21 protein-coding genes and 3 pseudogenes are annotated in these 25,506 nt (G+C 61.2%); 15 read left to right on the forward strand and 9 right to left on the reverse strand.

Going from position 1 to position 25,506, the window contains the following annotated elements; translation table 11 throughout:
* Positions 1-184: 184 nt before the first annotated feature.
* The 8 genes from P9230_RS21445 to P9230_RS21480 all read right to left on the reverse strand — a co-directional run bounded on the left by P9230_RS21445 (position 185) and on the right by P9230_RS21480 (position 7,379).
* Positions 185-694, reverse strand: coding sequence for a transposase (locus tag P9230_RS21445; protein WP_278120813.1), 510 nt, complete (start codon positions 692-694; stop codon positions 185-187).
* A complete protein-coding gene (locus tag P9230_RS21450) occupies positions 691-1,131 on the reverse strand; it encodes a transposase (protein WP_278055521.1) in 441 nt (146 codons plus the stop codon). Before P9230_RS21450 ends, P9230_RS21445 begins: the two co-directional genes overlap by 4 nt.
* A gap of 340 nt (positions 1,132-1,471) precedes the next feature.
* Positions 1,472-2,359 (reverse strand): VOC family protein, encoded by an 888-nt coding sequence (locus P9230_RS21455; protein ID WP_278055522.1) that lies wholly within the window; start codon positions 2,357-2,359, stop codon positions 1,472-1,474.
* Positions 2,356-3,162: a serine O-acetyltransferase EpsC gene (epsC, locus tag P9230_RS21460; protein ID WP_278055523.1), complete on the reverse strand. Its 807-nt coding sequence runs from the start codon at positions 3,160-3,162 to the stop codon at positions 2,356-2,358. The genes P9230_RS21455 and epsC overlap by 4 nt, the downstream gene beginning before the upstream one ends.
* A gap of 12 nt (positions 3,163-3,174) precedes the next feature.
* A complete protein-coding gene (locus P9230_RS21465; RefSeq protein WP_278055524.1) occupies positions 3,175-3,960 on the reverse strand; it encodes an amino acid ABC transporter ATP-binding protein in 786 nt (261 codons plus the stop codon).
* The gene (locus tag P9230_RS21470) at positions 3,947-5,092 is read right to left on the reverse strand and encodes an amino acid ABC transporter permease (RefSeq protein ID WP_278055526.1); all 1,146 of its coding nucleotides are present in this window, start codon (positions 5,090-5,092) and stop codon (positions 3,947-3,949) included. Before P9230_RS21470 ends, P9230_RS21465 begins: the two co-directional genes overlap by 14 nt.
* Positions 5,092-6,351, reverse strand: coding sequence for an ABC transporter permease subunit (locus P9230_RS21475; protein WP_278055527.1), 1,260 nt, complete (start codon positions 6,349-6,351; stop codon positions 5,092-5,094). Before P9230_RS21475 ends, P9230_RS21470 begins: the two co-directional genes overlap by 1 nt.
* A 5-nt stretch (positions 6,352-6,356) precedes the next feature.
* Entirely contained in the window at positions 6,357-7,379 is a 1,023-nt protein-coding gene (locus P9230_RS21480; RefSeq protein ID WP_278055528.1) for a transporter substrate-binding domain-containing protein, read from the reverse strand.
* Between the two features lie 157 nt (positions 7,380-7,536).
* Between P9230_RS21480 and P9230_RS21485 the strand changes: the two genes are divergently transcribed.
* The 11 genes and pseudogenes from P9230_RS21485 (at position 7,537) to P9230_RS21535 (ending at position 18,909) form a co-directional block, all read left to right on the forward strand.
* Entirely contained in the window at positions 7,537-8,460 is a 924-nt protein-coding gene (locus P9230_RS21485) for a LysR substrate-binding domain-containing protein (RefSeq protein WP_278055529.1), read from the forward strand.
* A 395-nt stretch (positions 8,461-8,855) separates the two neighbouring features.
* Positions 8,856-9,824, forward strand: coding sequence for a hypothetical protein (locus tag P9230_RS21490; protein ID WP_278120814.1), 969 nt, complete (start codon positions 8,856-8,858; stop codon positions 9,822-9,824).
* 63 nt (positions 9,825-9,887) lie between these two features.
* On the forward strand, positions 9,888-10,862 hold the full coding sequence (gene nadA, locus P9230_RS21495; RefSeq protein ID WP_278055531.1) for a quinolinate synthase NadA: 975 nt from the start codon (positions 9,888-9,890) through the stop codon (positions 10,860-10,862).
* Positions 10,859-12,403 (forward strand): L-aspartate oxidase, encoded by a 1,545-nt coding sequence (locus P9230_RS21500; RefSeq protein ID WP_278055532.1) that lies wholly within the window; start codon positions 10,859-10,861, stop codon positions 12,401-12,403. The genes nadA and P9230_RS21500 overlap by 4 nt, the downstream gene beginning before the upstream one ends.
* Positions 12,400-13,281, forward strand: coding sequence for a carboxylating nicotinate-nucleotide diphosphorylase (nadC, locus tag P9230_RS21505; RefSeq protein WP_278055533.1), 882 nt, complete (start codon positions 12,400-12,402; stop codon positions 13,279-13,281). The genes P9230_RS21500 and nadC overlap by 4 nt, the downstream gene beginning before the upstream one ends.
* A gap of 108 nt (positions 13,282-13,389) precedes the next feature.
* Entirely contained in the window at positions 13,390-13,842 is a 453-nt protein-coding gene (panD, locus tag P9230_RS21510) for an aspartate 1-decarboxylase (RefSeq protein WP_199651266.1), read from the forward strand.
* 58 nt (positions 13,843-13,900) lie between these two features.
* Positions 13,901-14,898 (forward strand): annotated as a pseudogene (gene bioB, locus P9230_RS21515) (biotin synthase BioB).
* A pseudogene (locus P9230_RS21520) lies at positions 14,895-16,033 on the forward strand (8-amino-7-oxononanoate synthase). Before bioB ends, P9230_RS21520 begins: the two co-directional pseudogenes overlap by 4 nt.
* Positions 16,030-16,665 (forward strand): dethiobiotin synthase, encoded by a 636-nt coding sequence (bioD, locus tag P9230_RS21525; RefSeq protein ID WP_278055535.1) that lies wholly within the window; start codon positions 16,030-16,032, stop codon positions 16,663-16,665. Before P9230_RS21520 ends, bioD begins: the two are co-directional and overlap by 4 nt.
* Positions 16,665-17,929 (forward strand): annotated as a pseudogene (locus P9230_RS21530) (adenosylmethionine--8-amino-7-oxononanoate transaminase). Before bioD ends, P9230_RS21530 begins: the two are co-directional and overlap by 1 nt.
* The gene (locus tag P9230_RS21535; protein ID WP_278055536.1) at positions 17,926-18,909 is read left to right on the forward strand and encodes a beta-ketoacyl-ACP synthase III; all 984 of its coding nucleotides are present in this window, start codon (positions 17,926-17,928) and stop codon (positions 18,907-18,909) included. The pseudogene P9230_RS21530 and the gene P9230_RS21535 overlap by 4 nt, the downstream one beginning before the upstream one ends.
* 530 nt (positions 18,910-19,439) lie before the next feature.
* Here the strand turns inward: P9230_RS21535 and P9230_RS21540 are convergent.
* Positions 19,440-20,168 carry a GntR family transcriptional regulator gene (locus tag P9230_RS21540; protein WP_278055537.1) on the reverse strand — a complete coding sequence of 243 codons (729 nt, stop codon included), beginning with the start codon at positions 20,166-20,168 and terminating at the stop codon, positions 19,440-19,442.
* A gap of 321 nt (positions 20,169-20,489) precedes the next feature.
* On the opposite strand from P9230_RS21540, the gene P9230_RS21545 reads away from it, so the two are divergent.
* The 4 genes from P9230_RS21545 to P9230_RS21560 all read left to right on the forward strand — a co-directional run bounded on the left by P9230_RS21545 (position 20,490) and on the right by P9230_RS21560 (position 25,495).
* Positions 20,490-21,902, forward strand: coding sequence for a DUF4147 domain-containing protein (locus P9230_RS21545; RefSeq protein ID WP_278055538.1), 1,413 nt, complete (start codon positions 20,490-20,492; stop codon positions 21,900-21,902).
* Positions 21,889-23,196 (forward strand): enolase, encoded by a 1,308-nt coding sequence (locus P9230_RS21550; protein WP_278055539.1) that lies wholly within the window; start codon positions 21,889-21,891, stop codon positions 23,194-23,196. Before P9230_RS21545 ends, P9230_RS21550 begins: the two co-directional genes overlap by 14 nt.
* A 34-nt stretch (positions 23,197-23,230) precedes the next feature.
* Positions 23,231-24,352, forward strand: a complete 1,122-nt coding sequence (locus P9230_RS21555) for a tyramine oxidase subunit B (protein ID WP_278055540.1) — start codon at positions 23,231-23,233, stop codon at positions 24,350-24,352.
* A gap of 384 nt (positions 24,353-24,736) precedes the next feature.
* The gene (locus tag P9230_RS21560) at positions 24,737-25,495 is read left to right on the forward strand and encodes an amino acid ABC transporter ATP-binding protein (protein ID WP_278055840.1); all 759 of its coding nucleotides are present in this window, start codon (positions 24,737-24,739) and stop codon (positions 25,493-25,495) included.
* The last annotated feature ends 11 nt before the right edge of the window (positions 25,496-25,506 follow it).

The following is a 25,506-nucleotide window of genomic DNA, read 5'->3' on the forward strand; positions in this document are numbered from 1 at the left end:
CGGCGTTGCACCTGTTTGGGTCCGGTGAGCCAACGCCGGCGATCAGATAGTTGGCGCAGCGGTAGACGCCTTGCGCGGAACTGACGCGCTTACATGCCAATCAGGGATATCCTCCCTTGACTGGCTCACCGCAGGACCGTCTCAGCCGAAAAAATCGCCTAAAGCAGGTCGCGTTTAATTGGCCTCATATCCGGCAGCTTTGAAGAAGTCTCTGCACTATATTGGGTCGAACAGGTCGCATATGTCCTTGAGCGCGTTGCATAAAGCGTCGAAGGATCGTGCGGCCTTCTTTCTGAGCAGCGCCTTGAGCTTCGAGAAGGCCATTTCGATTGGATTGAGATCTGGCGATTAGGCCGGCAGCGGCAGCAGCCAGGCACCGCGCTGGCGCACCAGTTCGGCCGCCCCGCTCGCTCTTGTGGAAGGCGACATTGTCGAGGATGACGACGTCGCCCGGCTTGAGTTCGGGTGCGAGCTGGGTCTCGACATAGAGTTCGAAACGCGCCCTGTTCATCGGCGCATCGACGATCCAAGGCGCGATCATGGCATGGCATCTCAAGCCGGCGATGAAGGTCTGCGTCTTCCGGCCGCCGAATGGTGCTGATGTTCGGTAGCGTTCGCTCTTGGGCGCCCAGCCGGTTCGCTTGGTCAGCCGTGTGTTGGTCGAGGTCTCGTCAATGAAGACGAGGCGCGTCAAGGCCTTGTCGAAGAACGGTTTGCGCCGCCACCTCCAATGCTCGCGCGCCTGCCGGATGTCGGGACGCTCCTGCTCGCTCGCCCGGAGTGTCTTTTTTTGTGACTGAGGCACAGCCGGTGAAGCAAACGCGCGACATTCGACCGGTGCACCGTAACGCCGCGCCCATCCAGTTCCACGCACAGCTCGTCGAGCGTCAGATCGCCATTCTCGGCCATCCGCTGGCGCACGAAGTCGGCGTGAGCGGCCAGCTTGCCGCCCCCCGTGCCATGGCCTTGCCGGCGCGGCTCAAGCGAACCCCTCTCGGCGCGCAGCTTCATCAGATCTTTCACGAACTTCGGCGAAACCCGGAAATGACGCGACGCCTCACGGTTGCTGTTGCCCTCATCCACAAACGCCGCAACACGCTTACGCAACGCCATCGCTAACGGCTTGCCCATCACGGTTCTCCCTTCCACCGCAATGAATCATCAAACCGTCAATCAGGGAATCCCCGAATCCTTTAAAAGGCGACGTGCTTTAGTCGCCCGCAATTATCACGGGACTTAGGCGGACCGCTGATCCTCTGCACACAAGGCGTGGCGAACAAGGGGCGCAGCGTAACCGCCATCGGCCCGCAATGGTGGAATTTGGCGGCGACCATCCGTGTCGTAGGCCCCGAGCTTGTCTTCGTCGATCTCGAGGTCGAGAACGGCAACTTGGCGCTTTATCTCGAGCGACGACCTGCGGCGAAAAGCCTAGGCCGGGGGAACAGCGCACACAGGGCGGCGGGTTGCTCGGTCAAGCCTCGCTAAACGACAGCATAACGCCGCCCAAGCGGTCGGCTTGCGGCAAGAGAATCATACCGTTGACCTCTCGTGGCACGAGCTCACTTTTGGCAAGCTGATCAAACAGTTTTGCTCGAGATCGAACTTTCAGGTCCACCGCGAATTCATATGGTTCGGCCGGAGCCGCAATCGAGGCCGGCAAGTCTCCATAGCGCTTGGCTGCACCGTTGCGATCCAGGACCAGGAATTTGCCATTGCCGGTGGGCACTTCAAATCCGCCGTCGATTGGCAGGATGCGATCTGTTCCGTGGAGCGTGCCTAGCCAGCGCTTCACTCCATCCTGATGATGCCGCTCAGCAAGGATGCAGACCGAGAGGAAGCCGTACGCAGAATTCGCATGGTCCATCCATTGTGGAAACTCGATAAGGTTGCGCTTGTGCTGCCGGCAGCCGAAATTGGACAGTCGCGGGTAATCGCGTGAGGCAAATATCTTCAGGGTTGTCTTTGTGCGGTCGTTGGTGCCGTCCGCCAGGACGACATCGCGTCCGAATTCGATCGTCCCTTGGCAGACCCCGCCGCGGCTGAGAACGGTTTGCTCGTCGCGCTCGGCGTCGTCGCTGTACAACGCTGTCAACGCAATTCCGTCCCGCTCCTTGATTGAGTTGGCGATGAAGCGGCCGAACCGGAAGTCCCCGGCAGGGTAGCTGTCGAGCAGAGCCGTGTCATAGATGCTCATCAACTCCAGAAGAGAGTTTTTGAACAACATTGCGCAGGTCGAAGTACCCCAGGGATGCTTGCCGATTGGCGTGACGTTGAAGCCAAGGGCGCCGTATGTATCACGCAGCGATGACAGGTCTTGAACGCAGACGATCGGATGGTCGATCCCCAGGACGTTGGTCATGGATGGTCTCCTGGGCCGAGGCTGAAGCCTGAAAATGAATGTGGCGAGCGCGACTTCAATTGGGCCGGGACGCCTGCCGCGGTTTGACCGGCCGGGACATCCTTGGTGACCACGGCCCCTGCCGCCACCACAGCGCCCTCCCCTATGGTGATGTCGCCCAAAATGCTGGCGCCGGCACCAATGACAGCGCCTCGCTTCACGGTCGGATGACGCTTGCCCTCTCGGCCCCTGAAGTTGCTGCCCAGAGTTACGCCGTGCCAGATGGAAACGTCATCCTCGATGACAGCAGTTTGGCCGATGACGATGCCCAGACCGTGATCGAACCACAACCCTCGACCGAATTCCGCCTCGGGCCTGATGTCACAGCCAAAAGCACGGCCCGTATGGCCCTTCACGGCAAGCGCCAACGATATCCGCTTGGCGCGATGCAGTGAGCGGCACACCCTGTAGGACAGCAAGACATGCAAACCGTTGGCAAAATGGAGCGTTGCGATCTCTCCACCCGGATCAAGGTCCTTGTTGGCGGTGGCATAGATGTCAGAAACCGCGTCCTCGAAGGCGCGCTCATCGTGAGAGAAAACGTCACGCGCGGCGGCGAAGACCACCTGCCGGCCACCTCCCGGTGGGATGCACCCCGCAAGCACATGCGCAAGGAGGGCGGCGTCATCCTCGAGGCCCCTCGGATCATATGAGAAGGCTTCCAGAAGATTTGGCTCGTGCCGAAAGAGCTGCACGGCAGCCCGCAACAAGCGATCGCGATGGGTCGTCTGGGAGGGATAAAGACGTTCAATTTGAATGGACATTGCTGGCACTGACTAGTGTTTCAGGACACGAGAAAGGAACGCCCTGGCCCGGTCATGCTGAGGATTCTGGAAGAAAGTCTCGGGATACCCGATCTCCGCAATTCTGCCGCCATCGATGTAGACGACCCTGTCGGCGACTTCACGGGCGAAGCCCATTTCATGCGTGACGATCATCATGGTCATTCCGTCGACCGCCAACTCGCGCATAACGTCCAGAACCTCTCCGACCATCTCAGGATCAAGCGCGGACGTCGGCTCGTCAAAAAGCATCACATGGGGATCCATTGCCAATGAGCGGGCGATGGCGACGCGCTGTTGCTGGCCACCTGAAAGTGCGGCAGGATACTTATGGGCTTGGTCTGATAGACCGACACGATCGAGCAAACGCCGTGCGTTTGCGTACGCGGCGTCCTTGGAGAGCTTTCGCACTCGGATTGGCGCCAGCGCTACGTTTTCCAGCACGGTCATATGGGGAAACAGGTTGAATTGCTGGAAGACCATGCCAACGCCCTTCCGAATCTGTTGGAGGTTCTTGTCGTCTCCAACCGCCCTTTCTTCCTCAACGGGCATTCGGTAACCGTCTACGATCAGGCTACCGTCCTGATATTGTTCCAGGCCATTCACACAACGGATCAGAGTCGACTTGCCCGAACCGCTTGGGCCGATGACGACCATGACTTCCCCCCTGGCAACAGATAAGCTCACCTCCTTCAGCACATGGAAATGTCCATAGTACTTGTTCAGCTGATCGAATTTGACGATCTCGGTGCCCTTCGCCGCTGTGCTATCGGCCTTCATTTGAGATTCCCTTAGAAAGGTGCGCTTCCAAGTGTCTGGCGAAATAGGTAACTGCGCTGCCAACGAGAAAGCAGACAATGAACAAGAATGTATACACCTCGTAGACTTTGTCGCTGTTCTGAGGGTCAGCCAATATCATTTGTCCGACACGTAGAAAATCTGCAAGGCCAATGATGAAAACAAGGGGGGCGTAGTTGAAGATGTCAAGGACGTTGCCAACCATGCCAGGGAGGGCCACACGCATGGCCTGCGGACCGACGATCCGGATTTTGATGTCCCAGGAACTCAGTCCAAGGGCCTCGGAGGCCTCGACCTGCCCGCGGGGGACCGCCTGCAAGCCGCTGCGGATATATTCGGCCGCGAACGCGGAATAGAAAATCACGAAGCCGATCAGTCCCCGCAGGACATCTGGGACCGGCACGGAGGGGAGAAGGAGAGGAAATGCGATCCAGATGAAATAGACCACCAGAATGAGCGGAACGGCCCGCATGAACTCGATGTATGCAGTGCAGAGGATCCTAATACTTCCGATCTTGCTTTGACGACCAAACGCCAGGGCAGCTCCGATCGGTATGGTCAGCGCCGCGGAAATGGCGGTAAGCAGCACCGACAGCAGAAAGCCGCCCCATGTCGCCGGCCCCGCCGGCACAAGAAGGTAGAGCGCGAGCCCCAGTGCGCCCAACGAGAGGCCGCCGGCCAGCTTGCGCACACGCGGGAGGGTTTGTCCTAAAAGCCATGCACATTCAAGTGAGCTGCCAACGAGGAAGGTGTTGATGCCCGCGGACCAAGACACCTGCAACGCCAGCGCAGTCACGGCCAGGATCCCAATGACGGTGCTAGCGGCACGCAATCCCCTCATGGGTATGATGGACGACACCAAAAGGCCCATCGCGACGGCGAACAGGAAGGCGGCAACCCATACGCGCCACAGCTCCGCGGCCGGGAATACTCCGACCATCAGAACCTTTGCGCTCTGCCCAATGACGTGCCACTGGGCGACCGCGAGAAGCCACGCGCAAAATGTCCAGATGCCCCAAAAAAGCGTGGGCACCACCAGTGCCGTGAGAAGCGTATCGAAGGGGGTGGCGAAGAGATTGACCTTCAGACGCTTGACCGCGTTTTCGATACCCATCAGCGAGCCCCCGGGATCTGTATCCTGGCATTGAGCCGATTGATGGTCGCGCTTATCCCAAGGCTGATCAGAAGATAGATGAGCGTAACGACGATTATGCCTTCGAGGCTTCGGCCAGTTTGATTGGCCACCGTGCCGTAGACGTTGAACAAGTCCGGAAATCCGATCGCGATCCCAAGAGAGGTGTTCTTGGCAAGACCGATATATTGGTTTCCAAACGATGGGAGGATCACGCGAAACACCTGGGGAAGGACGATGTCCTTTATGATGTCGTTCCTGGCGAGCCCGAGCGAGCGCGCCGCCTCCCATTGCCCGCGCGGCAGGCTTTCAATAGCGCCGCGCACAATCTCGCCAAGATATGCTGAGCTGTTGACGACAATACCGATCAGAATCGCCGTGAACTCAGGTGAAAGCATCGTGCCGCCGCTCGCCCGGAAGCGGCCGGCTTCGGGGATGTCGATGGTGAATGGGAAACCCCCAACAATCACGGCACCCAGCAGCAGGATGGCCGACAAGCCGACAATCACCCAGCGTCGTTTGCCCCCGGAAATGAAAGCGGACAGGACGCCGAGCACCAGAGCCAGAAGAAAGATGATGATCCCGGGTCCCGTGGCCGTATCTGTCGCTGCGATCGAGGGCAGCCAGATACCTTGCTGGCTTAATATCACTCCCGGAAACCCGGCCGCAGCGGAAATTGGAGGAAACTGCAGGACGACAGCGATGTACCAGAATGTCAGTTGTATGAGCAGCGGGGTGTTCCTGACGAACTCGACGAAATAGAAACAGAGCTGCCTTACCAGCCAATTCGTCGACAAACGTCCCACACCGAGCAGCGTTCCGAGCGCGGTAGCTACCACGATCGCCAAAATGGCGACTTTCAAGGTATTGAAAAGGCCAACTGTGAGCGCCTGCGCGTTGGTCATGCCAGAGGAGAACGGCACGAGGCCGAGAGGCGTGCTTATGGCAACGGCGTAACCTTCACTGATCTCGAATCCGGCGCCCGAGGCGAGATAGCCGAAACTGAAGGCAATTCCTCTTGCGGCCAGGCTGGACCGGATTGCGTAACCCAAGCCGATCATCAAGGCCGCAACCGCAGCAATGATCGCGGCCTGCACAAGATTTCTACGAAACGCACGTGCCTTAAGTGCGCGTCGTTCCGGTCTTTCGGAAACCGCACGATGCACCATCGTATCCATCGGAAGCCTTCGAGCGGAAAAGGTCAAGGGAATGGAGCGGCCCAGCCCTGCCGGGCCGCTCATCGACTTCACCACCACGGCGGCGAGATCATCGCCCCGCCGTCACGCGAGAGCGCATTTGGCGTGCCCTTGCGGTCGAGATAGTTGGGCGTTTTCGGGCCCAGGTTGCGATCATAGATCTCGCCGTAGTTTCCGACCTGCTTGAGGACTTGGGCAACGAAATCCGCCGGCAGACCGAAGTCGGCGCCGATCGTTCCGTTCACACCGAGGAACTTCTGGATGCCTGGGTCGGCCGACTTGGCCTCTGTGTCGACCTTGTCGGATGTGATGCCAACATCTTCGGCTTCAATCGTCGCGAAGACTATCCAGCGCAGGGCATTCCTCCAGCGCGAATCGTTAGCGACCACAAAGCCGGCAAAGGGCGATTTCGCCAGGATATCTGGGAGGATGACAAAGTCGTCGGGTTTGTTCGAGTTGCCGCGCCACGAGGCCAGCGCCGACTTGTCGGTCACCATGGCGTCACACCGCCCGCTGCTGAGGGCGCCGAACAGCTTCTCGAGATTCTCGTAGGTCAGCACCTGACTCTTCCAGCCCTTCTTCTTCAGAAGGTCGGCGATGATCGCCTCGGTGGCGGACCCTTGCGTCGTGCAGAAGCTGGCACCTGCGAGATCGTCGATTTTCGCCACCTTCGATGAGGCTTTCACCATGATGCCGCCGCCGTCCCAGAAATTCATTGGCAGGAAATCGATGGCAATCGCCGATTCCCGGACGGGGTAGACCGTTGTGTGGGCAAACACAACGTCGACTTGTCCCGTCTGCAGCGCCGTGAACCGGCTTTTGTCCGTGACAGTCACAAAATTGACCTTGTTGGCGTCGCCGAGGACGCCGGCAGCCACAGCGCGACAGAAGTCTACGTCCAAACCTTCCATCTTGCCGGTCTTGGTATTGAGATAGCCGAAACCAGGCGCCGTGTTGTCGGTGCCACAATTGAGCGTTCCCCGTTGCTTTACCGTATCCAGCACCCCCGCCTGCGAAGGTAGGGAGGCTACGGTCGCGAACGCTGCGAGTGCAGCGGAAATGAGAAGTTTCATCGAGTTCCCCTTTGCGATCGATCGGAGCTGCGCTGACGAAATTTTTATGTGCGCTCGGCAGCCGACGAACCGATCCTAGTTTGACACCGACACTTCAGTCTAGTTAAATGATTTTAGGCATTTGATTAGAAAAAGTGACGATTCTACGGAGAACGGCTTGAGCAACTTCATGGACATTCAGAGATTGAAGACGCTGCGCGAGCTGGCTGTCCGAGGGACGATGGCGGCTGTTTCCGAGATCCTTCGGATATCACCGTCGGCGGTCTCGCAGCAGATTTCGTTACTAGAGGAAGAGGTCGGCGCAGCGCTGGTCGAGAGGCGGGGCCGAGGGGTGTCAATCACGCCCGCGGGAAACGTGCTGGTCCAGCATGCCGAACGCATACTGGCTGTCATGGAAGAGGCGAAAACCGATCTCGCCGCCATCAGGGCGCAGGTGGCTGGTCAATTGTCGATTGCGTCCTTCCCTTCGATCGGCGCCAGTTTGCTGCCACCGGCGATCAGGCAAATGCAACTCGAGTACCCCGCGTTAGTCGTCTCCGCCATTGAATTGGAGCCATTGGCCGCATTAGCCGCGTTGCGCAGTTGGCAATGTGACATAGCGGTCGTCGACGACATAACCCTGAAACAGTCCAAGGACGCACCGAACCTGGAGACTTTTCCAATCTATCAAGATCAGTTGGTCGCCATCGTCAGGCGCGACCATGCGTTAGCTCAGAAAAGGGCCATTAGCATTTATGATCTGAAGGACGAGTGTTGGGCTATCGACACGCGTCCAAACACCTTCTCCGATGCCTTGCTCGCAATGTGTAACGAGAAAGGATTCCAGCCACGCATTGTTGCTAGATTTGATGAAACTGACGTCACTTGGGCAATGGTCGCTCACGGGTGCGCTATTGCGGTCGTTCCCCAGATTCGCACGCTCGTTAATCATAGCGGGCTCGCCGCTGTCCCGCTGTCGCCACCCCTGGGACGCGGAATCCTGCTCGCAATCCGAAATGGAGAGAACCGGCGGCCGTCGGTCAAAACAATGATCGAATCCCTCAAGCATCACGCAAGGCACCTACCCAGAGCCGATCAGTGAAACAGCTGCATAGCGCCGGCACAGGTGGCCGCACAGCCGCTTTGGTGGCCAATGCGCTCAAATCCTCCTTTTTGGACTCGCTCGGCCGAGGGTTGGCCGGGACGCCGGGGCTGGCAATGGTCCATCCATAAGTGATGACCCTTAAGGGACAAGCGAGCTTTCATAGAACATCGACGGCCACCGCCTTGCAGCGTTTCGATCTCATGGCCCGACTTTGAATTTGCTTCCCTAGCGTCATGCCCGCTGGCGTCGCATTTGGCACAATTTTGTATAGATCGAAAGGCTAAGCTGATGACGGAGCGTGCCGTGTTGACACCCAAAATGTGCTACTCCACGCTGCTTAAATCGATTGAGATGCTTCGCACTGGAAGCTCTGCCCAACCTATTCAGGCATCATGGACGTCCGGGCAAAAGGAACACGCAACGCTAGCGCCCCCGCTAAGGCTAAAGAAGTCGAGGCGGAGCTGATTGCCGTGGTTGTAGCCGTCAATGACGGCGAACCGGCCGCGCTCACTATCGGGCAAGCGCGTTCCCTGCCGTCGGGGCCGTTCGCGCTTGAGCATCGATCGCTGCAGTCCGGGTTGAGGGCATGGGTCGAGGAGCAGACCGGCCATCCGCTTGGCTACATCGAGCAACTCTATACATTCGCGGATCGCGACCGCATTGATGACGGGCATCAGCAGCGCGTTATTTCGATCAGCTATCTGGCTTCGACCCAAAAAGAACGGGCCGCCGGCTCGTCCGGCCGCGGGTGGCGCAGCTGGTACGAATATTTTCCGTGGGAGGATCATCGCGCCGGCACGCCGAAGGTGCTGGCAGATATCGTGAAGCCTCGTCTGCTTGCCTGGGCGGCCGACGCCGAGGAGGCCTCCACGCGCCGCGAGCGACAAAGGCGGGCGGCCATTGCCTTCGGCTTCGAAAACTACTCCTGGAACGAAGAGCTGGCGCTTCAGCGCTACGAATTGCTTTACGAAGCTGGCCTGGTGGCAGAGGCGACCCGCGATGGACGTTCGAGCGCTTTTGCCGCAATCCTCGGGATTGCCATGATTGCCGACCACCGCCGCATCCTGGCGACAGGCATTGCCCGCTTGCGCTCGAAGATCAAATATCGGCCGGTCGTCTTCGAGCTGATGCCACCTGTCTTCACGCTGCTACAGTTACAACGAGCCGTGGAAGCCTTGGCCGGTCGGCTCATCAACAAGCCCAATTTCCGCCGGCTGATTGAACAGCAGGAGCTGGTCGAGGAGACGGGCGAGACGTCTGTGGACACGGGTGGACGGCCCGCCAAGCTCTATCGATTCCGCCATGCCGTCCTGGACGAGACAGCCGCGGCGGGCACAAAATTGCCGCTCGCCCGGGGTTGACATGCTTATAGTCAACCGGGATATATGCCCCTTATAGTCAAATAGATTATAATTGGAGGGGCCATGAGCGGGGCGTTGCCTTCAGCCGCGTCTTTGTATCGGCGCGTCTGGCGCGTCATTCCGCCAGCGGAATGGGCAGCCTTCAGCCATGACGTAGAGGCTATCCTGGCGCTTAAGCGCGAGCGCAACGCAGTCATTCTGGCTCATAACTACCAGACGCCTGAGATCTTCCACTGCGTGGCCGACATTGTCGGCGACAGCCTGGCTCTTGCGCGCAAAGCCATGACGGTCGATGCGGATGTCATCGTGCTCGCCGGCGTGCATTTCATGGCCGAGACGGCCAAGCTCCTCAATCCGGACAAGACAGTCCTTATTCCCGATCTCGGCGCCGGGTGCTCGCTGGCCGACTCGATCACAGCTGACGACGTTCGGCTCATGCGGCAGCGCTATCCTGGCGTGCCGGTCGTCACCTACGTGAACACATCCGCTGCCGTGAAGGCCGAATCTGACATTTGCTGCACCTCCGGCAATGCGCTGGCAGTTGTGGAATCGCTGGGTGCGCCGCGCGTCATCATGCTGCCCGACGAATATCTGGCCGGGAATATCGCGGCGCAGACGGAGGTCGAGATAATCGCCTGGCAGGGACACTGCGAGGTGCATGAGCGTTTTGGCCCAGCCGACATTCGCGAACTGCGCGATGCCTATCCTGGCGTCACCGTGCTTGCCCATCCGGAGTGTCCGCCCGAGGTTGTGGCGGTCGCGGATTTCGCCGGCTCGACCGCGGCGATGTCCGACTATGTCGGACGGCACAAGCCCGCGCGGGTCGTACTGATGACCGAATGTTCGATGAGCGACAACGTCGCCGTCGAGCACCCCGAAGTCGAGTTCGTGCGGCCGTGCAATCTCTGCCCGCACATGAAGCGCATCACGCTCGCCAACATCCGCGCTGCACTCGAACAAGACCGCTATGTCGTCACCATCGATCCTGACGTCACTGACCGGGCGCGCCGCGTGGTGGAGCGGATGCTCGTCGTATGACCCAGCATATCCGCGACATCGGCGGTGCGCCGGTCATCGTCGGCGCCGGCATTGCCGGCCTGATGTGCGCGCTTCATCTGGCGCCGCAACCGGTGGTCCTTCTTTCCCGGACGCCACTGGGAAGCGAAGCTTCCAGCGCACTTGCCCAAGGCGGGCTGGCCGCGAGTGTAGGCGGCGATGATAGTCCGGAGCTGCATCTTGCCGACACACTTGCTGCCGGCGACGGGCTTTGCGACGAAGCCATGGCCAGGAGGGTGGTCGAGGGGACATACCGAGCCATCGGCAATCTGGTCCATCTGGGCGTCGCCTTCGATCGCACATCGGACGGGGCGCTGCGGCTTGGGCTCGAGGCGGCGCATTCCCGCCGCCGGATTGTCCACGCGGCCGGGGACGCCACTGGCCGCGAGCTTGTCCGGGCGCTCGCCACTGTCGCGCGGCGTACCCCTTCGATCACAATCCTTGAGGGCATGGACGCGCGCCGGCTTCTCGTCGAAAATGGTGCAATCGCCGGTGTGCTCGCGGTCGCTAACGCGGGTGCGGTAATATTTCCGACGCGTCGCGTGGTGCTTGCGACCGGCGGCATCGGCGCCCTGTTCAGGGACACGACAAATCCGACCGGCTCCTTCGGCCATGGCTTGGCGCTCGCTGCCTGTGCCGGTGCAGAACTGGCGGACCTCGAATTTGTCCAGTTCCATCCGACCGCGCTCGACATCTCACGGCGGCCGATGCCTCTGATAAGTGAAGCCGTCCGCGGCGAGGGGGCGGTACTGGTCAATGAACACGGTCAGCGCTTCCTTGCCGATACGCCTGGCGGCGAACTCGCATCGCGCGATGTCGTGACGCGGGCCATATGGCAACAGCTTGCGAAGGGAAGTCGGGTGTTTCTTGATGCCCGGCATTGTCTCGGTCCGACCCTTCCCAAGCGCTTTCCCAGTATCACCCGTCTATGCCAAGAGGTGGGAATCGATCCTGCTGTCGAACCAATCCCGGTACGTCCGGCAGTCCACTATCACATGGGCGGCGTGGCCGTTGATGCCGAAGGCCGCAGCTCGGTGAGCGGCCTATGGGCATGCGGCGAGGTTGCATGTACGGGTTTCCACGGCGCCAATCGGCTGGCCAGCAACTCGCTGACTGAAGCGGTGGCAACCGCCCTCTGGGTCGCCGAAACAGTGGCGGCTGCTCCTGCCGGCTGGCAGTGGCCAATGCTTGTTACGACCGTGCCACCGCCGCCCGACCCCTCCTCCATTAGACAGGTGGTCTCGGAGAGCCTCGGTGTCATCCGGCACGGCGAGTTGTTAGCCGAAACGGTGTCAGCGCTGCTGCCAATAGCGGCTGGCAACTCGGCCGCCTCAGATCCTGCTTTGGTCGCGCTGATGATCGCGGTTGCCGCACTTCGGCGTGAAGAAAGCCGAGGAGCTCATTACCGCTCGGATTTCCCCACACGCAACGCGGACACCCGATCTTCCCGCTTGACGCTTGCGACAGCAACGAAATTTGCGGCCACGCTTAGCCCGCGGCTCGCCGAACGGAGTGCCTCATGACATCACTTCCACCACTGACCGGGATCGCGATCGAACCGATCGTGCGCAGCGCTCTTCTGGAGGACTTGGGCAAAGCCGGCGATCTTACGAGCGATGCGATTGTACCCCTCGACCACAAGTCCACTTTCGCCTTCAGGACACGACAGTCCGGCGTTCTGGCCGGCCTTGATCTCGTGGCTTACGCTTTCCTGCTTGTAGATCAATCGATCGACATGCGTTTCGCGCGCTGCGACGGGAGCAAGGTCATGGCGGGCGAAACCATCGCAACGGTGAGTGGACCGGCGCGCGGGATGCTCGCGGCCGAGCGCACAGCGCTCAATTTCCTGTGCCATCTCAGCGGCATTGCAACGGCAACAGCCGAAATCGTCGAAGCGGTGCGCGGGCAGAAAGCAAAGATCGTGTGCACGCGAAAGACAACGCCCGGCCTGCGCGCGCTGGAAAAGTACGCGGTGCGCGCCGGCGGTGGCGCCAACCACCGCTTCGGGCTCGATGACGCCATGCTCATTAAGGACAACCACATTGCCACCGTCGGCGATGTCCGCACGGCGATAGAGCGAGCGCGGGCGACCGCAGGTCACATGGTAAAGATCGAGGTCGAGGTCGACACGCTTGAACAGCTCGATATCGCGCTGGCGACAGGGGTTGACGCGGTGCTGCTGGACAATATGTCTGTCGAGCAGCTGACCCAGGCAGTAGCGATGGTCGGCGGCCGCGCAATCACCGAGGCGTCCGGTGGGGTAACCGTGCAGACCGCACCAGCGATTGCCGCGACCGGAGTCGACTTGATTTCGGTCGGTTGGATCACGCATAGCGCGCCGGTCCTCGACATAGGCTTGGATGTCGCCGTCAATGTCAACAAGAACAACCTTTTGAACTAAGGGCCAAATACAGTCGAGTTCAGATCGGGCTTGGCTGATCGAAGGCAACCATCGCCGCCTGCACCCCAGAAGGTATGCGACGTGGAAGAGACTGTTTGGAGGAGAGGCATGCGTAAAATCGTCGCCGGCAAGCTGCACGGCATCTACGTCACCGAGGCCAATCTCGACTACCATGGCTCGATCACGCTCGATCCGGACCATTGCGAGGAGGCAGGCATCCTGCCGATGGAATTCGTGGAGATCTGGAACAAGAATTCGGGCGCACGGATCTCGACCTATGTCATCCTCGGCGAACGTGGATCGCGTTGCTGCATCCTCAACGGCGCCGCGGCGCGTACGTGCCAGCCAGGCGATCAGGTCATCATCTGCAACTCCGCCTATCTCGACGAGGCAAAGCTGACCGCGCTCAAGCCGCGTGTGCTAACGTTCGACAAGGACAATCGCATTGTTGACCGATTGACCTATTCGGTCGAGAGCAATGCCGAGGGGGGCTACAGCTTTTCCATACTCGATGAGGCCCGCAACGCTCTCCCCGTGCCGGCACTGGTGGGCAGATCATGACAGGCTTCCATGCTTGTTCTCTCGCGGCTGACGCCTAAACTTTGAAAATGGATGTGGCATGAACGCGGAACTCTGCCTGAACGCAGCCGTTGGGCCGTTCAACATGACATCGCCTCAATGGACCCGAGAGGTGGCCCAGGCCATCCACGACTTGCCCTTCAACGACCTCCTCTTCCAGGCGCAGACCATTCACCGCCAGAACTTCGATCCAAACAAGGTCCAGCTCAGCCGGCTTCTCAGCATCAAGACGGGCGGCTGTCCGGAGGATTGCGGCTATTGCAGCCAGTCGGCGCACCACGAAAGCGGGTTGAAGGCGTCGAAGCTGATGGAGGTCAGGCGCGTCATCGCCGAGGCGACCAAGGCACGCGACGCCGGCGCCACCCGCTATTGCATGGGCGCCGCCTGGCGAAATCCCAAGGGGCGCGACATGGATGCGGTCGTGGCGATGGTCGAGGGCGTCAAGGCGCTGGGCATGGAGACCTGCATGACGCTCGGCATGCTCGACCTCGGCCAGGCGCAGCGGCTGAAGGAGGCCGGCCTCGACTACTACAACCACAACTCGACACCTCCGAGCGCTACTACTCAGAGATCATCTCGACCCGGACGTTTGCCGACCGGCTGGACACACTGGCCAATGTCCGCGACAGCGGCATCAAGGTCTGCTGCGGCGGCATTGTCGGGATGGGTGAAGAGCCGGTGGACCGGATCGACATGCTGGTGACATTGGCCAACCTGCCGAAACATCCAGAAAGCGTGCCGATCAACATCCTCATCCCGATCGCCGGCACCCCGCTTGCCGATGCCAGGCCGATCGAGCCGATCGTGTTCGTGCGCGTGATCGCGCTGGCGCGCATCATGATGCCGAAATCGCATGTTCGGCTTTCGGCCGGGCGCACCGCCATGACCGACGAGATGCAAGCGCTGTGCTTCTTTGCCGGCGCCAACTCGATCTTCGTCGGCGACACGCTGCTGACTGCGGACAATCCCGGCGAGGACAAGGATAGCCTGCTGTTCCGCCGCCTCGGCATCGAGCCTATGGAACTCGAGGCGCTATGAACGGGGCACCGCTTGCCCGCTATGACGCGACCTTGCAGGGACTGGCGCGCAAGGACCGGTTGCGGACACTGTCGCCGCGCTCCGGTCTCGATTTCTCGTCGAACGACTACCTCGGCCTCGCCGCCTCGAGAAGGCTTGGCGACGCGGTTACGGCGGCGATCGCGCGGGGCACCCCGGTCGGCGCGACCGGATCTCGGCTGCTGCGCGGCAACGCGCCGGAACACGAGGCACTGGAGGCGGACGCGGCGGCGTTCTTCAGAGCCGACCGCGCGCTGTTCTTCGGCACCGGCTACATCGCCAATTTCGCCCTGCTGACCGCCCTGCCGCAGAAGGGTGACCTTTTGGTCCTCGACGAATTGGCTCATGCCAGCATGCATGAGGGGGCCCGCGCTGGCCGCGCCGAGTTCAAGCTCGCCGTGCACAACGACGTCGATGCCTTCGAGGATGCAATCACGCGCTGGCGCGCCGAAGGCGGCACCGGGCGCGTCTGGATCGTGGTCGAAAGCCTCTACAGCATGGACGGCGACCGCGCGCCGATGGAGGACCTGGTCGCGCTTGCCGACCGGCACGAGGCCTTCATCGTCCTCGACGAGGCGCATGCCACCGGCGTCTGGGGGCCCGACGGCCGCGGCCTTGCCGCCGCTTTCGAGGGTCGCGACAACATCGTCGCGCTCCACACTGCGGCAAGGCGCTCGGCGCGGCCGGTGCGCTCGTCACCCGGCCGGGACTGCTGTGCGACTATCTCGTCAACCGCTGCCGGCCCTTCATCTATTCCACCGCCCCTTCGCCGCTGATGGCCGTGGCAGCGCGCGAGGCGATTGCATTGCTGTCCGACGAGCCCCAACGCCGTGCCCAGCTGCAGGACCGCGTTGCCTTCGCGGGCCGCCGATTGGCCGAGCGCTGCGGCGTGGCCCCTAGCGGCTCGCAGATCCAGCCCTTCGTCATCGGCGACAACAGGCGCACCATGGCGGTGTCGGCGGCGCTGCAGGCCCGCGGTTTCGACATACGCGGCATTCGCCCGCCGACGGTTCCCGAGGGCACGTCGCGCCTGCGCATCTCGCTGACGCTCAACGTCGAGGAAGCCGACATTTCGGCCATGGTCGAGGCGCTCGTCGAGGTGTTGGCCTCGGCATGACCAAGCGCATCGTCATCACCGGAACCGATACCGGCATCGGCAAGACGGTGTTTTCGGCGGGATTGGCCGGCCTGCTCGACGGCTTCTACTGGAAGCCGGTGCAATCGGGCCTCGACGGCGAAACCGACAGCCAGGTCGTGGAACGGCTCGCCGGCCTGCCGCCGGGGCGCGTGCTGCCCGAAGTCTATCGGCTGAAGGAGCCGCTGTCGCCACATCGTTCAGCCGAACTCGACGGCGTCGCGATAGACGTCGCAGAGCTGTCGCTTCCGGACCTGCCGGGCCCGATCGTCATCGAAGGTGCCGGCGGACTGATGGTGCCGCTCAACCGGCGCACCAAGTTCATCGACATATTCGCTCAGTGGCGGGTACCGGTCATCCTGTGCGCCCGTACCAAGCTCGGCACGATCAACCACACCCTCTTGTCGATCGAGGCGCTCAGGGCCCGTTCCATCCCGCTCATCGGCATTGCGTTCATCGGCGACGAGGTGGCCGATACGCAAAGAACAATCGTGGAATTCAGCGGCGTTCGCCAGCTTGGCAGGCTGCCGCTGCTCGATCCGCTGACGAGTGGGACGCTGCGGGAAGCGATGATTGCCGGCTTCGACCTCACAGCGATCGCGGGAGGCGAATGATGTCGCAGTCCAGTGTGTGGCATCCCTTCACGCAGCACGCGCTCGAGTTCGCCATCCCCGAGATCGTCCGGACCGAAGGCGCCTACCTCCCCAAGGCCGACGGCACGCGCATCCTGGATGCCATTTCTTCCTGGTGGGTCGTCACCCACGGCCACCGCCATCCCCGCATCGTCAAGGCGATCGAGACGGCCGCTGCGAGCCTCGACCAGATCATCTTCGCCGGCTTCACCCACGAGCCGGCCGAACGGCTGGCCAAGGCGCTTGTCGGCCTCGCGCCGCCCGGCCTCGACTGGGTGTTCTACTCCGACAGCGGCTCAACCTCCGTCGAGGTCGCGCTGAAGATGGCGCTCGGCTATTTCCGCAACATCGACGCGCCGCGCTCGCGCATCGTCGTCATGGAGCACAGCTATCATGGCGACACGATCGGCACGATGAGCGTCGGCGCCCGCGGCGTGTTCAACGCTGCCTACGAGCCGCTGCTGTTCGAGGTCGACACCATCCCGTTCCCGGCCACCGGGCGAGAGCAGGAGACGCTCGATCGGTTCGAGGCCGCTGTCGCGACCGGCGCGCGGCCGCGCTGATCGTCGAGCCGCTGGTGCTCGGCGCCGGCGGCATGCTGATGTATCCGGCCTGGGTTCTGGCCGAGTTGAAAAAGATCGCACAGGCCTCCGGCACGCTGTTGATAGCCGACGAAGTGATGACCGGCTGGGGTCGCACCGGGACCATGTTCGGCTGTGAGCAGGCAGCGATCTCTCCGGACATACTGTGCACCTCGAAGGGGCTGACGGGCGGCGTTGTCCCGCTGGCCGCAACGCTTGCGACCGATGCCATTTTCCAGGCCCACTATTCGACGGACCGCAAGAAGACCTTCTTCCACTCGAGTTCCTACACCGCCAATCCGATCGCCTGCGCGGCGGCACTCGCCAATGTCGAGATCTGGCATGACGAGCCGGTGGCTGAGCGGGTCGCGGCCCTGGGAGCAAAACAGGCTGCTGGGCTTCGGCGTTTTCGCGACAACCCTCGCTTCACTGACAGCCGGGTTACCGGCACGATTGCGGCCCTCGATCTGCGCACCGGCTCCGCCGGCTATCTGGCCGAGATCGGGCCGAAGCTGCGCGCTTTTTTCCTCGAGCGCGGACTGCTCGTGCGTCCGCTCGGCAATGTGCTGTATCTCCTGCCGCCCTACTGCATCACCGGCGAGGAGCTGGATGGTCTCTATCACGCCATTGAGGAGGCCGGCGAACGCTTCGGCGCGAAGCATTGAGCCGATCGTCGCGCATCCTCGGGTTCGGCCATCATGCGCCGGCGCGCAAGGTCGAGAACCCGGAGATCGAAAACCGTCTCGGGCTCGAGCCCGGCTGGATCGAGCGGCGCACCGGGATACGGTCGCGCTTCTGGGCCACGGAAGGAGACACGCTGTCGGGCCTTGCCACGCAAGCCGGCGACATGGCGCTGGCCGATGCCGGCACCGACCGGAGCGATATCGGCCTGTTGTTGCTTGCCACCTCGACGCCCGATCACCTCTTGCCGCCGAGCGCGCCGCTGGTCGCGCATCGGCTCGGGCTCGGCCGCGCCGGCGCGATCGATCTCACCGGCGCCTGCGCCGGCTTCATCTATGCGCTGATGTTCGCGGACGGCTTCACCCGCCTGCACGGCAAGGCGAGCCTGGTCATTGCCGCCAACATCCTCAGCCGCCGTATCAACCCGGCCGAGCGCGCCAGCGCGGTGCTGTTCGCCGACGCCGCCGGCGCCGTGGTGATCGGTCCCTGCGAGGATCCCGACCGGGGCATCCTCGGCGCATCGGTGGATTCCGACGGCTCTCGCTACGGACTGATCCAGATTCCGGCGGGCGGAAGCAACAAGCCCTTCCACGCCGACCTCGACCTCGCTGAGACCCGGATGACCATCACCGACGGCCGCGAGGTGTTCGCCAAGGCGGTCGAGATGATGACAGCCTGCTCGCGGGACGCGCTCACTGCAGCCCGAATAGAGCCGCAAGACATCGACCGGTTCGTGCCGCATCAGGCTAACGCCCGGATTTTCGACGCGGTCGGCAGGAACCTCGGCATTGCCGACCATGCAGTCGTCAAGACGATCACCGACTACGGCAACTCGTCCGCCGCGACGATCCCGCTGTCGCTGTCGCTCGCCAATCAGGCTGAGCCGTTTCGGCCGGGCGAGAAACTACTGCTGGCGGCGGCGGGCGCCGGGCTCAGCGGAGGCGCTGTCGTGGTCGGAATATAGGCGGTTAACCGTCTGCGCCGCGAGGGGACGGTTGCCCGAATCGAGGATGAAGTGACCAGCGGGCTAACAGGCCGTGGATCGGCTTCGGATATGACCAGGGGCACCGTAGGCAACCTCCGCGGCATACCGGGCGATCCGGCAATGAGAGCCGCCGCCATCATCGCCGAAAAAGCGCCTGGTCGGCGTCAAAATTACCGCCCCAGTGAGCGCCAATAGTCCAATAGCAATAGAGGACCATACCGGTCCTCGCTACGACACGACGCATTGTCAGGCTTCAATAACAACGTCCGCTGTTGGCGTGGCCTGGCAAGAAAAGCATGACACGTTGCCGGCGTGACTGAAGTCTATCCGGTGCATGCACTCCCCGCCAAGAATGCGTAACTCGCAGGATTCACATTTTCCTGCTCGGCACCCGTTAGTCATCTCGATCCTGCGGAGTCGGTAGACTCGGGAAGCGATCCTGTCGCGAGTCAAGGTCAGCGTCCTTCATGGCCGCTCGGATCGGGTCATTAAGTTGGTCCGCCCTCGACCTACTTGAGGCTAGCAGCTTCTCGCGCCTGCAGTTCAAGCCTTTTCAAATGCTCAAACAGAATGGTGCCCTCCCGCTCATTGTGAGCCGCGGCGGCTTCAACAGCGCTCTTCTCATCGCCACGGAGCAGCGTGTCGATGATCGGAGCGTGCTGCGAAAGGATGTCGGCCGGGTCTTGGACTAGCTCGTCACTGGACCGAATGTATATGCGGGCCTGATGTTCGATCAGGGAATACTGGTCCCGCAGTCGCCCATGTTGGGCCAAGGCCACGATCGACTTATGAAGGTTCATGTCTTCCTGCGCGATGGCTCTATGATTGTTGCGCTTTGCACAGGCGGCCTTCAATCGTTCGTAAGCCGATCTCAGCGCTGCCGCCACTCGCCCATCAGGATCGTTGTTCCTCACACGTAGAGCGACCAGCCGGCTAGCCAGTGCCTCCAGGCTGGCTCTCAAGGTATAGAGCTCCCAAGCATCGTGTGAACTCAGTGTCATGACGGTCCATCCGGTGTAGGGCACCTGCACGAGAAGGCCTTCCTGCACTAGCTGGTGGAAGGCGGTGCGAATCGTGCCGCGCGACACTCCGACCTGCTCGGACATCAATATCTCGGTGAGCCTCGACCCAAGAGGTATGTCGCCCTCCAGTATTGCCTCGCGCAGCCTATCGGCTGCCTGGGCTTCAGTGCTGCGCTTCTGCACTTTCTTCACGGAGAATGCCGAGCCTGAATCCATAAGCGCCCCCAATTGCGAGCCCGCACGCTGGTTTTTGGAAACGACCGGTGAGCGACGCTCCGAGGGACCTCACGAGTTCCACCCATCAGGGCTAGCCCTGCGCCGAGATGGCCGCGACGCTGCCGACAGCGCAGCAGTCGATTCCAACATAACATTCCATGCCCCGGTTAGACAGGCGCAGATTCTCGACTATCCAAAAATCAATCGTCGGTCAATTGATTGTTTGACAATCGACAATAAGTGAGGCATTAGTCCTCTCGGCTACGGCAGCTCGCAACGTGCAAGCGGCCGCCCGTTAACCGAACCAAAGCCGAGTTCTCAATGTCGAAAATTCGCAACCTCGAAGAGATCCTGTCACGGGGTGAGATTGCGTCGCGAAGGATAGTCGCGGAGATTGCCAACCGCACTCTCGAGCGGCTCGACAGCTACCAGCGCATCCGCACGCTAATGCGTCTGGAGGGCGACACGCTTCATATCGGCGTGCGGTCTTGGGACCTGTCGCTTAAGCGCAACGTGTACCTGTTTGGCGCCGGGAAAGCCTGCAACCACATGGCCATGGCGGTTGATCACGTGCTGGGCGACCATCTGACGCACGGAATCGCGATCGTGAAAGTTGCGGAGGAGACCGACCGCTTCAACAAAACCGAAGTGTTCGTAGGAGGGCATCCTCTTCCAAACGAGGAAGGCCTTCGCGCGTCGAGAAAGATGATCGAAATCATCGATCACTCAGGCCCGGACGATCTGTTCATCGTGGTCATCAGTGGCGGCAGCTCGGCCTTGATGTCCTGTCCCCGGGACGGAATTTCGCTGCAGGACGAAATAGACGCAACCAATGTCCTGCTGAAGTCGGGTGCCGGCATCTTCGAGATCAACGCCGTGCGTCGCCACATCTCGGCTCTGAACGGCGGCATGCTGGCAAAGCGCATCCAAGACGTCGGAGCTGAACTGATTGGGTTTGGCATCAGCGACGGCGTCGGGTCGCCTGCGACGGGCGACGTTGCCGTTCCCTATACCGCTTACAAAAGCACGCCGATGGGCCCCGATCCGACGACGTTGGACGATGCCCGCGCGACGATCGTCAACCGCAATCTATCCGATCGCATGCCGAAAAGCGTTTTCGACTACTTGATGAACGCCGGACCGGAAGCGGAGACGCCCAAGGCCTTTCCGGACAATACGTACTTCCTTCTCAACACGCTGCCCGACTCCTGCATCTACGCCAAGGAGATCTGCGAGGAGATGGGGATTCCGGCCATCATCGTAACGTCTTTCCTTGAGGGTGAAAGCCGCGACGCCGGCACATTTTTCGCCTCCCTGGCCCGGGAGATTCAAACGTATGGAAACCCCGTGAGGGCTCCCTGCGTGCTGCTGAGCTCCGGGGAAGTCACGACGCAGATCCTGGACGATAGCGTGATCAACGGGCACGGCGGGCCAGGCCAGGAAATGGCTGTGGGCTTCGCCATCGCAGCCGACAAGAGCCCAGGCGCCTGCCTGTTGTCGATCGACAGCGAAGGCACGGACGGCACCACTAAAGTCGCCGGCGGCATCACCGACTCCAGTTGCCTGAAGGCCGCGAAGGGCAAAGGCATCAACCTCTATCAGGCATTGCGCGAGCATAGCTGCTTCGAGGCGCTCGACGCCATTCAGTCCACGGTCTTCACGGGCAACACGGGCACCAACCTATGCGACCTAAACATCCTTTACGTTCCGGATTTGAAGCATGGCCAGCGATAGACAAGACGGGATTGCGTCCGTAAGGGCGCAGCAGATCATCGACTGCAAGTGCCGCCCCGCCGTCGAAGTCGAGGTCTGCACCGAAAGTGGCGCGATCGGCCGTGGCGCGGCGCCAACCGGTACCTCGGTGGGAATGCACGAGTCCTTCGTCCTGCGCGACGGCGACCCTTCCACCTACGAGGGGCTCAGCGTCCACAAGGCGGTGCACAAAGCCACCGACGTGATCGGTCCGGCCTTATTGGGGATGAATGTCTTCGACCAGCGCGCGATCGACCACAGAATGATCCAACTCGATGGCACGCCGAACAAGCGGAACCTCGGGGGCAATACCATCTATTCGGTGTCGATCGCGACGTTCCGCGCTGCGGCAGCCGCGCTAAACGTGCCTCTTTACGACTACATCGCCGGCGGCAACATCCAGACCGTGCCAGTGCCTTGCTTCAACATCGTCAACGGCGGCCGCTACGAGCAACTGACGCAAGCGTTCAACGAATTTCTGATCGTTCCGTATGGCACCGACAGCGTCGACTTCGCAATCGAGATGGCCGTGGCCGTTTTCCGCAAACTTGGCGAAGTGCTGACCAGCTACCTCGGTCACAAGCCACACGTCGCAAGCTCATATGGCTACGCGGCCCCGTCAGACGATCCGGCGGTAGTCCTGGGACTCATGCAACAGGCGATCGATGCCTGCGGGTACACTGGCCGGATCGCGTTTGCTCTCGATTGCGCCTCGAGCGAAATATACGATGCGCAGACGCGGACTTATTTGCTGAAGGGCAAGCGGATCAGCTCCGACGAGTTGATCGCATATGCCAGGTCGCTGACCGAAACATTCGATCTCGTCTTCATCGAAGACCTGCTCGATGAGAATGATTGGTCTGGCTTTCCAAAGGCGGTCCAGGAGATTCCGCGGACCATCATCCTTGGTGACGATCTGACGGTCACCAACGCCGGCCTGCTGCAGAAGGCCTTTGAAACTCGCGCCATCGGCGGTTTCGTCCTGAAGCCCAACCAGGTAGGCACGGTCACCGAGGCACTGGACGCCTACTACTTGGCCCAGAAGCACGGAATAATCGCAGTTCCGTCAGGACGGTCCGGCGGGGTCGTCGACGATGTCGTCATGGACTTCTCCGTGGGCCTGCAGGTTCCGTTCCAGAAGAATGGCGCGCCGCGTTCGGGGGAGCGTATCGAGAAGTTGAATTTCCTGATGCGCGCAAACGCGCGCAGCCCGGGCTGCCACCTCTACGACATATCGAACTTGCTGCGTTTTGGCCGCGACGCATCGGCCGCATGAACAGTCTTCACTCACCTAAACAAGGGTCGCCCAGATGTATCCGAAAATCGACTTCCTCTACCTCTCTGAACCCGACATGATCGAAGCCGGCGTCCTGGATGCAAAACGCTGCGTCGAGGTTTGCGAAGAGACCTTCGCCCTCCTCGGCAAAGGCGACTATTTGATGGGCGGAGCAAATCACAACAATCACGGGATGAACATCGTCTTCCCGAAGACGTCGGAGTTTCCCAACATGCCCGTCGCCGGACCGGACCGTCGCTTCGCGGCGATGCCTGGTTACCTCGGCGGGCGCTTCGATGTCTGTGGCAACAAGTGGTACGGATCGAACCACGCCAACGCCGAAAAGGGATTGCCGCGGTCGATCCTTACCATGATGCTCAACGACAAAGACACAGGCGCCCCGCTCGCGCTGATGTCGGCCAATCTCCTCAGCGCCGCAAGAACCGGGGCCGTGCCAGGCGTCGCGGCGAAGCATCTCGCGAACAAGGACGCAGAGACCGTCTCCGTGATCGGTTGCGGCCCGATTAACAAGGCCTGCTTCACAGGCGTCATGACGCAGCTCTCCAACGTCAAAAAGGTCGTTTGCTTCGACCTGTTCCTTGACAAGGCGAACGAGTTCGCCAGTTGGGCAGCCGAGAAGTACGGAGTTGAGGCGGTGGGCGTTGACGACGCCGAAGCAGGCTTCCGCGGCGCCGACGTCATCACCATCGCGGCTTCGCGGCTCAAGCCACTCCATTTCAAGGACGAATGGATCAAGGAGGGGGCCACCCTGCTGGTCTCAGGCCCGGTCAATGCGGACGAGTCGTTCCTGACTAAATGTGGAATCGTCTACGACCATACCCCGCTGCAGGAAGCCTATGTCGAGGACGCTATCGGCTCCGGCAACAAGGACGCCTATTACAGCAACGTGATCGGTGGGCCGTTCTATCGGCTGATCGACGCCGGCAAGCTCCCGGCGCTCAAAGACTCGACTGGCCTGGGCGACGTGGTCAACGGCAAGAAGCCCGGCCGCCGGGGCAAGAAGGATCGCGTGATCTTCATCGCGTGCGGGATGGCTGTCTTCGACATAAGCTGGGGTTTCGAGCTGTATAAGACCGCTCAAAAGAAGGGACTTGGGACATCGCTGAACCTCTGGGACCGACCCAGCGGACTTTGATCGTCAGGCATTCGACCGCGATTTCGCCGTCCGGCGGGGCCAGCGTTGCGCATTATTACCGACTAATTTTTCAACGCGAGGGGACGGGCTGGCCAGCGGGCGCGCACGCGCGGTCGCTGGCTTTGTGCCGCACGTTGACGCGTGAAAGCTACGGTGGACAGCGTGGAAGGCGCTGTTCTGAGCGATCTTCAAGCAAGCATCACAAAGCTCTTGACTTTGTCGACATAATGAAGACATTAAGTCGGTAACCCTCTGAGTACCTGCTTGGCACTTGCCAGGCGCATAAGAAAGGCCGCTGTTCAAAGCGGCCGGGGAAATGGTCGGGAGCGATCAAAGTTGCTTCCGAAAACATCCCGCGTGTCGGGACTAGGCTGGGAGTTGCAAGTGAGCGATCAACCATTCGTATCGGTTCGTGGCCTGCAGAAGAACTACGGGGCGCTCAAGGTGCTCGACGGTCTCGACCTGAACATGAATCGCCGCGACCGGATCCTGGTGATCGGGCCAAGCGGCGGCGGCAAGAGCACGCTTCTACGCTGCCTCATGGGCCTGGAACAGATCCAGGGCGGGAACATTTCGATCGATGGCGCCAAGTACATCGTCGGCGGACCCCGCAAGACGCAGATCAGCGCTGACATCCAAAAGCAGATCGGCATGGTGTTTCAGAGCTACACGCTATTCCCTCACCTGACGGTGCTCGGGAACCTCACGCTCGCCCCAATCAGGTCTCGAGGCGTCAATCGGGAAAAGGCCGAGGCGCGCGCTATCGAACTGCTGCGGCGCTTCGGGCTCGAGTCCAAAGCGAAGGCGTTTCCGGCTGCCCTTTCTGGTGGCCAGAAGCAGCGCGTGGCGATCGCGCGCGCACTGATGTTGGATCCCAAGCTTATGCTCTTCGACGAGGTTACCTCGGCTCTTGACCCCGAACTGGTCAACGAGGTCATCGCCATGATCACCGAACTCGCCGACGGCGGCATGCCGATGATGATCGTCACGCACGACATGTGGTTCGCGAAGAAGATCGCGACACGCGTGATATTCTGCGCCGGCGGGGTCATCGCGGAAGACGCGCCGCCAGAAGAATTCTTTGCCTCTCCGAAGACGTCGAGGGTGCGGGATTTCATTCACAATGTCTTGCACGCCGACTGAAGGAGACGGCG

This window comes from Mesorhizobium sp. WSM4887 (assembly GCF_029625865.1).
GTDB lineage: Bacteria > Pseudomonadota > Alphaproteobacteria > Rhizobiales > Rhizobiaceae > Mesorhizobium.